The sequence below is a fragment of the Frankia sp. CpI1-P genome (genome assembly GCF_001421075.1).
Taxonomy (GTDB): Bacteria; Actinomycetota; Actinomycetes; order Frankiales; family Frankiaceae; genus Frankia; species Frankia torreyi.
In genome coordinates, this window is the sequence record NZ_LJJX01000064.1 from 24,138 (window position 1) to 33,319 (window position 9,182).

The window sequence follows — 9,182 nt, forward strand, 5'->3', positions numbered from 1 at the left end:
TTGGCGTTCGGCCCGTGCGTGCGGAGCACTCTCACCCCCCTCCGGCCATCTCTCTGTCCTGTTGTGCCTGGGACGGGGCCGCCGCATCCTCGCCGCCGAGGACGGCTGTCTCATCGTGCGGGATTGCCCGACCTTGTCTGCGGCGACGAGCAGGACCGCGCGGCGCTCGGGATCGAAGGCGAACAGGATGCGGAATCCGCCCGCGTCAGCTGGTTGGGGGTGCCTCGTAGAGCTGGCCGAGGGTGACGGCGGCGACGCGGTCGTTCGCGGCGGCGGTGACGGACGGGTCGAANCCAGCGCCGCTGTAGCAGGTCAGGATGGTGTCGCGGGTGTCGTAGCCGCGGGCCGCGAGCAGGTCGCGGGCACGGCGAAGTCGGTCGACATGACGGGAATCCACGACGTCGCCCCACTTCGCCTCGCCGAGGGACAGGATGCGGCGGGGTTCGCCGGGCACCGACGGGGCCAGCACGGCCACGTCAATCTGGATCTGGGTCTTGCGCGCGGGGTCGGCAACGACACCGGCGCCGACCTCGCCGGGGATCTCGCCTAACCGGGCGGACGGGGCGAAGGCCGCGTGGTCGCGACAGAGCTGCTCGAAATGGGGGCCGAGGACCTGCGCGGAGAAGCGAGGGCGGGCGTCCCGCCAGACCGGGGCACCCCGACCGCTCTCCAGGAAACCCCAGCGTGGCCTCATGACGACCTGGTAGAAGACGATCAGCGGCTCGGCGATCCGGTACACCGCCCGACCCTGGCGGAACAGGTCCTCCTCCCTGCGCAGCAGCCCACAGTCCTCCAGGACACCCAGATGATGGGAGATGTCGGTGGCCTTCCGGCCCACGTAGCTCGCGATGCCACCGCGAGTGTTGGAACCGCCGGCGACAGCGGCGAGCACCGAGTGGTACATCGNCGCATCGCGGACGCCGGCCTCCTCGTCGAGCAGGTAGCGGGCCTCCCGGAACAGCGGGCTGCCCGGGTTGAGGACCGTCCGCAGGACCCAGTCGTCGAAGTCACCGGGACCGGCGGGGACATCGTCGTTGACGAACCTGCGATAGGCCGGGGTGCCGCCGACGACGGCGTGCTGCGCGACCGCCAGCCGCGGATCCGTGATGCCCCAGAACCGGGCCGCCAAAGGATACTCGAACGGGTGGACCACGACTTCCAGGTTCGCCCGGCCGCGCAGCGGCGCGCTGCCGGCCAGCAGCCGACCCATCACCGACAGCGCCGAGCCACACAGCAACAGCGATACTCCCGGCTCGCCCCGCTGCGCCGCCGACGCGGCGCGGTCGAACTCCCGCTGCAGGATCGACGGCAGCGCCGGCGACACCATGCTCAGATAGGGAAACTCGTCGATCACCACCGGGCCCGTAAGGGTCGTACCGACCGAGAACAGGTACCGAACGGCCTCGTCCCAGGTCGCGAACCGCGGCGGCGTCGGCAGCCGGGTTGCCTCGGCGAGCGCTTCGGCGAACAGCGCCAGCGACTCGGTCTCGGTCGCCTCCGTGGCGCCGAAATAGAGCCCTCCGGTCTGNCGAGCCAGCGCCTCCAACAGGAACGTCTTGCCCTGCCGCCGTCGCCCGCTGACCACCCCCAGCTGGGCGGGCCCACCCACCCGGGCCGCGAAGCGCGCCAGGTGGCCCCACTCGAAGTCGCGGTCGAACACGTGCGCAGGCTTCTCGATCACGTCCGCCACCGCCGCTTCCCAGAAGGTCTAACTGTACTTCTTAGAAGTGTACTTCTAAGGAGTGCGTCTCGCCTGGCCGCTCCGGACACGTATTCGATCTTGGATGTGCTGGAAGGCCGGAGCGCGACGTAGGTAGCAGACCTGGTCGGCTCGGCGCATCGGAGCCCAGCTGGCGATCCGTTGCCTACGTGCCGCTAACGCCGTGTTNGGGCGGGATCGCTCCAGTCCAGCAGATGCTGATGCCGGTTGTCAGGCGATGTTGAGGTGGATGTTGCCGATGCGGGCGACGATGTCGAGGTGNCCGCCGAGGCCGGTGATGTAGGTGCGCAGAACCTCCAGTCCCGTGGNGGTGCCGTTCTCGATCTGGCTGATCCTCGCCTGGGTCAGGCCGGTGGCTTCGGCGAGCTGTGCCTGGGTGAGGCCGAGTTGATTGCGGATCTCGGCGAGTTGCGCGCCGCTGACGGAGGCGAGCATCTGGCTTCGCATCTCAGCGCGGCGGGCTGTCCGCGCGGNGCTGTCCCACCTGGGATCGGTCGCGCGGGCGCGGGCCTTGACATCACGCCAGTTCGACGGTGTGGTCATGATCCCTCCTGTTCCTTCAAGATCCTCAAGTGTTCGCCGAATCTTTCGTCTGCGAGCGGGACTGCGGTCTGGTACCAGGTGCGCCAAACGCCGGACTTGTCGCCCGCGACGAGAAACACCGCTTCCCGGCGTGGGTCGAAGGCGAAAATCAGCCGGATCTCGGTGGCCCCGGCCGAGCCCGGTCGGAGTTCTTTCATGTGGTGGTAGGTGCTGCCTGTGAGTCTGTCAACGAGCGGGCGCCCCAGGCCGGGCCCGTGTTCGGCGAGCATGTCGATGGCCTCGGCGACCAGGTCCGCACTGGCGGAGTCCGTGCGGCACAGGTTGAGGAACCATTGCTCAACTAGATCATGAGTCCGCGGCTCCCTCGTGGGAAGGTTGTGATCGGCGTGGTGATCCGGTACGGCCGGATGGGAGCGGTGACATCGAGACCTTCGCCTGCGATGAGTGCGGGGAGCGGAAGACGGGGCGGCCGACGGAAACGGTGACTGGCCGCCGGCTCTGCAAGCAATGCGGCGATCGGCTTTCCGGGGCAGCCGCAGGTCTCCTGACGGGCGGCGGGATCGGTGACGCGATCTCGATCGCCGGATGGTTCTCCAGGCTGCGCCGCCGCCGGACGGACTCCTGACCGGCACGTGCCAGGCCGGATCACGTAGACGGCCCAACCCGTAACATTCCGGTGTGACCGGCTACCGTCACCGATCAAGCCGCAGGTGATCGCCGGGCGGAAGGCAGTCAGATGACCGTGTCCGGCAAGGTCCCTGAGCGGGAGAGGACGGCGATGTCCGCGGAACCGGATGACCCGACAGGCGACGCGGCCACCGGACATGATCCGGACCATCCGTCACCGCCCGATCCCCATCCGTCCGTGGACGCCGACGCGGCGCAGCCGGTGAACGCCGACTCGGAGCCGGACGCCGAGCCGGCCGCGCCCGAGCGGGCAAATGACGACCGGAAGTCCACCCGCCCGCTCGACTGGGACGGCTCCTTCAGCCGCACCTGGAACTCCCGCTACGGCCGTGACTGGACCAACCAGCTCGCCGCCGAACAGGAGCGCGAGTGGGAGGACGAGGAGTTCCGGCGTTTCCGGCGGGAGACGNTGGAGTTGATGAACGCGGAGTCGGCCCGGGAGGAGGNCCGACTGCGGGAGGAAGAGCAGCGGTCGGCCTCTGCGGACGGTCGGTCCACGCGGGAGCTGGCGGAGGAAGCACTGCTGCGTAAGTTGGACAAGCTTGATCGGCTGTCCCCTCCCCAGGCCGACGAACCCGGCGAGGCGGACGACCAGGGTTGATCAGATCTCGAAACCGATCCTGATCACCATCGAGAGTCGAACCTCGGCTCGACCGAGGTCGGTCGTTCCGGTGGTGACACGGCGCGGCGGCTCTGCTCAACCGTGTCCGCGAGGGTGCGGCGGGCCCGGGTGGTGTCCGGATGGAACGGGCCGTGTTCCCGCATCGCGTCGGCGAGCGCATCGCGGTGAAGGCCGACGGCATCTGCGGGCCGGCCGGCTTGGCGGTAGGTGTCGGCGAGGCTGTCCCGGCTGGTGCGGGTGTCCGGGTGATGGGAACCGAGGAATTGCTCACGCAGGACGAGGACTCGCTCGTTGAGGTTGATGGCCTGTGGCAGTCGGCGGGCGGCGCGGTAGGTGTCGGCGAGGCCGTCGGCGGTGCGCAGGGTGCGTGCGTCGGCGACGCCGTGCACCCTGCTCTGCTCTGCGAGTAGCCGTTCGAGCTGGGGGATCGCCATTTCTACCTGGCCGTTGCGCCGATAGGCGTAGGCGAGGACCTCGCGGGCATCGACCGTCTGCGGATCCGAGGCACCGAGGACGCGTTCGTGGCGGTCGAGGGCGCGTTCGAGATGAGGCACGGCGTCGCCGGGCCGTCCGAGCCTGAGGTGGGTGTCGGCGAGAAGCTCGCGGGTCCGCGTCGTCTCCGCGTGGTCGGAGCCCAGCGCACGTTCGCGCCCGGTGAGGGCACGGTCGAACAGGGGGACAGCCTGTTCGGGTCGGCCGGCGCGGAGGTGGGTGCGGGCGAGGTCGTGGGTGCTGTCGAGGGTGTCGGGGTGGTCGGGGCCGAGGACGCGGTCGCGGTCCGACAGGGCTCGGTCGAGTTCTCGGGTGGCGTCGTCGAGGCGTCCGGCCTGATGGTAGGCGATTCCGAGGTGGTGGCGGGTGTTGAGGGTGTCGGGGTGGTCCGGGCTGAGGACGCGGCTGCGGGTGGTGAGGGTCTGTTCGAGGAGGGGGGTGGCGTCGCCGAGTGCGCCGCGTCGGCTGTAGGTGACGGCGAGCTGGTGGGTGGTGTCCAGGGTGGCGGGGTGATCGTCGCCGAGGATGCGGCGGCGGTCGGTGAGAGNGTCACGTAGGAGGCTGGCGGCCTCGTCACCGTGCCCGGTGGCGTCGAAGGCGCGNCCGAGGCTGTGGCGGCTTTCGAGGGTGTCAGGGTGGGTGGGGCCGAGGACGCGGGTGCGGGCGGTGAGGGTGTGTTCGANCAGGGTGGTGGCGTGGTCGAGGTGGCCGGCGCGTTGGTAGGCCCAGGCGAGGGTGGCCCTGGATTCCAGGGTGGCGGGGTGATCGGGGCCGAGGAGGCGGGAGCGGTCGGCGAGGGTGCGGGTGGCGAGGCGGCCGGCGTCGTCGACGTGGCCCGCGGCGAGGGTGGCGCGGGTGAGGGTTTCGCGGGCGGTGAGGGTGTCGGGGTGGTCGGGGCCGGCGAGGTGTTCGCGGGCGGCGGCGGCGCGTTCGGCCAGCGGTAGGGCCTGCTCGGGCTGGCCCTGTTCGAGCAGGTAGGCGGCGGCGTGCTCGGCGAGCCAGGCCGCGTGCGGGCCGTCGACGACGGTGGCGGCGTCGGCCTCGGTCGGGGTGGGGCCGGTCTTTGCCGGGGTGGGGCCGGTGTCGGGGCGGGCGTCGGCGGCGGTGTCGAGGACGGCGAGGGTGTGGGGGAGGAGCTCGCGCCAGGCGGGCCAGGCGGCGGGGTTTCCGGCGACGTCGGCGGGCAGGGTGGCGTGCAGCATCCGGCGCAGGGAGTCGGTGAGCTGGTCGGCGTGCTCGGGGGCGGTGTCGGCGCGGACGGCGGCGCGGACCAGGGCGTGCATCGTCACGGCGGAGCCGTCGCGGTGGGCCAGGGCGGAGCGTTCCAGGGCGCCGATCGTGTCGGCGAGGTCGAGCGGGTCGGCAGCGGCGGCGCGCAGCTCGGCGTGGTCGAGGGCGTCCGGGGCGGCGGTGAGCAGGTGCAGCGGCAGGGGCGTGGCGTCGCCGTGGGCGGCGAGGCGCAGCAGTTCGGCCGCCGCGGGGGAGTCGGCGGACAGCCGGCGGATCGGCTCGTCCCACAGGGTGGCGGCGGTGGTCCCGGGGCGGCCGGGCACCTCGCCCTGGCCCAGCAGGCGGGCCGGCTGGTCGGTCAGCGCCTGCAGGTAGACCTCGGCGGGCAGGCGGCCGGTGGTGATCCGGTGGGCGGCCTGGTCGAGGGCGAGCGGGTGGTCGGCGAGTTCGGCGGCGATGCCCGCCGCCACCGCGAGGTCGACGGCGGGCAGCCGGTCGGTGAGCAGGGCGATCGACTCGGCGCGGTCCAGCGGTGCCAGGGCGACGACCTGGCCGAGGCGGTCCCAGTCGGGGTTGCGGGAGGTCAGCAGCAGGCGGCCCGTCTCGCTGGGGCGCAGCCAGTCCGGCAGCGCCGTCCCGGCGGCGTCGTCGAGGACGATCAGCCAGCGGCCGTCGGCGCGGTCGAGGCGGGCCAGCACGGCGGCCGGTTCGGCGTGCTCGGGCAGTCCCAGCGCCGGCGCGAGGGCGCGGATCCGGTCGCCGAGCAGTGCGGGGCGCCCGGCGGGCACCCACCAGACGGCGTCGAAGTCCCGGCGGTGCGCCCGGACGTACTCGGTGGCGACGCTGGTCTTGCCGATGCCGGCGAGTCCGGTGACGGCGACCAGCGGGGAGCGGGCCAGCGCCGCGTCGAGCCGGTCGAGCGCCTCGCCGCGTCCGACGAACGCGGCGGGCGGCGACGGCACGTTCCACACCGCCGGCAGGTCACCGGGGTGGATCGGGCTGTGTGGGTGACGCGCGGCGCGGCCCCCCTCCGGCGGCCCGGGCTCGCCGCCGCGCACGGCCGCGAGCAGGGCGGTCTCGCCGGCGAGCGCGCCGCGGTCGAACAGGTTGACCGGGGCGATCTGGCCGAGCAGGCCGGGCACCGGGCGGTCGGTCACCCGGGCGACGAGCAGCCGACGATCGCCGTCGGCCACGCGGGGCGACCAGGCCGCGCCCCATTCGGTGACCGCCGTCGGGGAGTCCAGGTAGCCGTCCGAGACGACGGCGATCGTGTACCGGGCCTGCCTTGTCGCCCGGTCCAGCCAGGAGACCTGGTGGGNGCCCGGCGCCCGGTCCCAGGATTCGACGAGGACCCGCAGGCCGGCGTTCTCCAACGTCCCGGTGATCCACTCGGCCCAGGGCTGGCCGTCCTCGGCGTACGACACGAAGCAGTCGAGCGCGTCCCCCTCGCCCCCGACGGTCACCGAACAACCATCCCATAGTTACCGAAACGACCCACCCCTCGCTCAGTCAGAGGGATAAATCGGACGCGGAGGGCTCCGGCTCGGCGCGGGCGNCGGTCTCGGCGGTGGGCGGACGAGCGACGGAGGGTTGGGCGTGGGCAGCTATGTCCAGCGACGTCACGGGAGGAGCACCCATTGTGCGTCATTGACATGAAACGGGAGATAGGTCGTAGGCTGAGTGAGTACTCAACCAAGCGTCCGGTTGGCGGTGGCCGAGGATGCTGACCTGGGATCGGAGACGGCGATGAGCGGTCGGGTGGCGGGCAAGGTCGCGCTGGTGACGGGGGCCGCGCGCGGGCAGGGGCGGGCGGACGCGCTGCGGCTCGCGGAGGAGGGCGCCGACGTGATCGTGGTCGACGTCTGTGCGCCCCTGCCGAGCGTCGACTATCTCTCCGCGACCCCGGAGGACCTGGCGGAGACGGTCTCGCTGATCGAGAAGACGGGGCGCCGCGTGGTGTCCGGGATCGTGGACGTCCGCGACCTGGAGGCCCTGCGTCGCATCGTCGACGACGGCGTGGCGCAGCTCGGCCGGCTCGACGTCGTCGTCGCCAACGCCGGGATCTNCATCCCCCGGGCGTGGGACAAGGTGACCCCGCAGATCTACGAGGACACGATCAGCACGAACGTCACCGGGGTGTGGAACACGGTGATGGTCGGCGCGCCGCACCTGGTGCGCGCCGGCGGGGGCTCGATCATTCTGATCAGCTCGGCGGCGGGGCTGAAAGTGCAGCCGTTCATGGTGCCGTACACGACGAGCAAGTTCGCGGTGCGTGGCATGGCGAAGGCGTTCGCGGCGGAGTTGAGCCAGCACCACATCCGGGTCAACAGCGTGCACCCGACCGGCGTGAACACGCCGATGGGGACCGGCAGCATGCGGGAGNGGATCGAGGAGGGGATCGCCGGCTACGATCGGCTCGGCCCCATGTTCATGAACCTGCTGCCGGTCGACGGCACCGAGCCCGAGGACGTCGCCGACACCGTGCTGTTCCTGGCCTCGGACGAGTCGAAGTTCATCACCGCGCATGAGATCGCCCCCGACGCCGGCAACACCGAGTTCTGAGGCCGAGGTCTGACGTGGGGCGCGGCGAGGGGAGTGCCGGCGCGGGCCGGGCAACCACGCCGAGCGTGGCCCCGCCGGGGGAGCCGGAACTCAGCGCGCGGGAGCGCATCCTGGCCGCCGCGGAGGTGCTGTTCGCCGAGCACCGGTTCGACCGGACGTCCACCGCCCGGATCGCCGCGGCGGCCGGCGTGCCGCACGGGCTGATCTTCTACCATTTCAAGACGAAGATGGACCTGCTGCTCGCGGTCGTGCAGCGAGATCGGGTGACCACCCTCGGCGAACTCGACCTGCCCGCGCCCGATCTGGCCCCGTCCGACGTGCCGTCGCCCGATCTGCCCGCGCCCGATCTGCCCGCGCCCGACGTGCCCTCGTCGGAGCGGGCGGAGTCGCGCCGGGCGATCGCCGAGCTGTGGCGGCATCTCACCGTCGTGCTCGGCCGGCCGTCGCCGGTGCATCGCATCGTCCTGCAGGAACTGGCCGTCCACGAGGAGATCCGGCGGCGGGCGATGGAGAGCACCGACGCCGCCGCGACCGTGATCGCCGGCCGGCTCGCCCGGATCTTCGGGTGCGACGTCCCGACGCCGGAGCAGGTCGCCGCGGCCCAGTTGCTCACCTTCGCCGCGTCGATGGCACCGCTGCTCGACCAGCCCGACCACACCCTCGTCGACCCGGATGCCCTCGCCGCGCTACTGGCTCAGGGCCTGTCTCCGCCGGACGCCTGAGCTGCCCGGTCCTGCGCGGCCGTCCCAGGTGGTGTTCGGCCACGAGGATCTGATGGGACGAGGGAGGGGAACTCGGGGCTCGGCCTGCCCACCAGCCGCCACATCCATCGCGTCTTTGTGTGACCGTTTGTGCGCGAAATCGTGCCGAGGCTTCGGTACGGTTTCGCGCCCGAAAACCGTACCGAAGCCTCGGCACCATCTGGCCGCAGTCTGGCCGCAGACCCGGCTGGGGATAGCCGGGTGCGGGCGACCGTGCAGCGCTGACGGATCAGCAGACGACCCGGGGCGACGAGCTTGGTTCGGACCCGATAGTCGAGCCGCGTCTAGAAGATCACTGAAAATCTTGCGGGGTGCTGGTGGGGGTGGATGGCCGTGGTTTAAGGGGGTGCGGCGGTCAGGGNCCAGCCGTTGGTGCTGGTGTGGGNGAGTCCGAGGTTGATCAGCCGGCGGAGGTTGAGTGCGGCGGCGCGGTGGTGGAGCCAGGTGTCGTTGCGGGTCACGCCGCGGTAGGGCACGCGGCGGTTGCCGTGGGCTACCAGCCAGGCGATTCCGCGTTCTACCGGGGGACGCCAGCGGCGGTACTCGTCCTGCCATGCCGGGTTGG

Annotated in this window: 4 protein-coding genes and 10 pseudogenes; 5 read left to right on the forward strand and 9 right to left on the reverse strand. The window is 71.8% G+C overall.

Annotation, left to right across the window (positions count from 1 at the left end; translation table 11 throughout):
* Positions 1 to 1,982 precede the first annotated feature (1,982 nt).
* From FF86_RS63225 to FF86_RS68690, 3 genes and pseudogenes are all read right to left on the reverse strand, one after another.
* Positions 1,983 to 2,028: pseudogene (locus tag FF86_RS63225) on the reverse strand (hypothetical protein); the annotation flags it as partial.
* A gap of 1 nt (position 2,029) precedes the next feature.
* Positions 2,030 to 2,167: pseudogene (locus FF86_RS58820) on the reverse strand (helix-turn-helix domain-containing protein); the annotation flags it as partial.
* 92 nt (positions 2,168 to 2,259) lie between these two features.
* Positions 2,260 to 2,895 (reverse strand): type II toxin-antitoxin system RelE/ParE family toxin, encoded by a 636-nt coding sequence (locus FF86_RS68690; protein ID WP_370657260.1) that lies wholly within the window; start codon positions 2,893 to 2,895, stop codon positions 2,260 to 2,262.
* A 146-nt stretch (positions 2,896 to 3,041) separates the two neighbouring features.
* Here FF86_RS68690 and FF86_RS36570 point away from each other — a divergent pair.
* A pseudogene (locus FF86_RS36570) lies at positions 3,042 to 3,359 on the forward strand (hypothetical protein); the annotation flags it as partial.
* A gap of 215 nt (positions 3,360 to 3,574) precedes the next feature.
* Here FF86_RS36570 and FF86_RS58825 read toward each other — a convergent pair.
* From FF86_RS58825 to FF86_RS58835, 5 genes and pseudogenes are all read right to left on the reverse strand, one after another.
* On the reverse strand, positions 3,575 to 4,611 hold a 1,037-nt coding region (locus tag FF86_RS58825), incomplete at its 5' end, for a tetratricopeptide repeat protein (protein ID WP_255355944.1).
* A 1-nt stretch (position 4,612) separates the two neighbouring features.
* A pseudogene (locus FF86_RS63230) lies at positions 4,613 to 4,666 on the reverse strand (hypothetical protein); the annotation flags it as partial.
* A 1-nt stretch (position 4,667) separates the two neighbouring features.
* Positions 4,668 to 4,746: pseudogene (locus FF86_RS63235) on the reverse strand (hypothetical protein); the annotation flags it as partial.
* 1 nt (position 4,747) lies between these two features.
* Positions 4,748 to 6,612: pseudogene (locus FF86_RS58830) on the reverse strand (tetratricopeptide repeat protein); the annotation flags it as partial.
* Between the two features lies 1 nt (position 6,613).
* A pseudogene (locus FF86_RS58835) lies at positions 6,614 to 6,757 on the reverse strand (toll/interleukin-1 receptor domain-containing protein); the annotation flags it as partial.
* Positions 6,758 to 7,040: 283 nt separating this feature from the next.
* Between FF86_RS58835 and FF86_RS58840 the strand changes: the two are divergent.
* From FF86_RS58840 to FF86_RS27205, 4 genes and pseudogenes are all read left to right on the forward strand, one after another.
* The coding region (locus FF86_RS58840) for an SDR family NAD(P)-dependent oxidoreductase (RefSeq protein WP_242419710.1) at positions 7,041 to 7,359 on the forward strand (319 nt) is incomplete at its 3' end.
* A gap of 1 nt (position 7,360) precedes the next feature.
* Positions 7,361 to 7,676 (forward strand): annotated as a pseudogene (locus FF86_RS58845) (SDR family NAD(P)-dependent oxidoreductase); the annotation flags it as partial.
* A gap of 1 nt (position 7,677) precedes the next feature.
* Positions 7,678 to 7,856 (forward strand): annotated as a pseudogene (locus FF86_RS58850) (SDR family oxidoreductase); the annotation flags it as partial.
* A gap of 14 nt (positions 7,857 to 7,870) precedes the next feature.
* On the forward strand, positions 7,871 to 8,578 hold the full coding sequence (locus FF86_RS27205) for a TetR/AcrR family transcriptional regulator (protein ID WP_044887970.1): 708 nt from the start codon (positions 7,871 to 7,873) through the stop codon (positions 8,576 to 8,578).
* A gap of 425 nt (positions 8,579 to 9,003) precedes the next feature.
* Here the strand turns inward: FF86_RS27205 and FF86_RS27210 are convergent.
* Positions 9,004 to 9,182, reverse strand: a pseudogene (locus tag FF86_RS27210) (transposase); the annotation flags it as partial.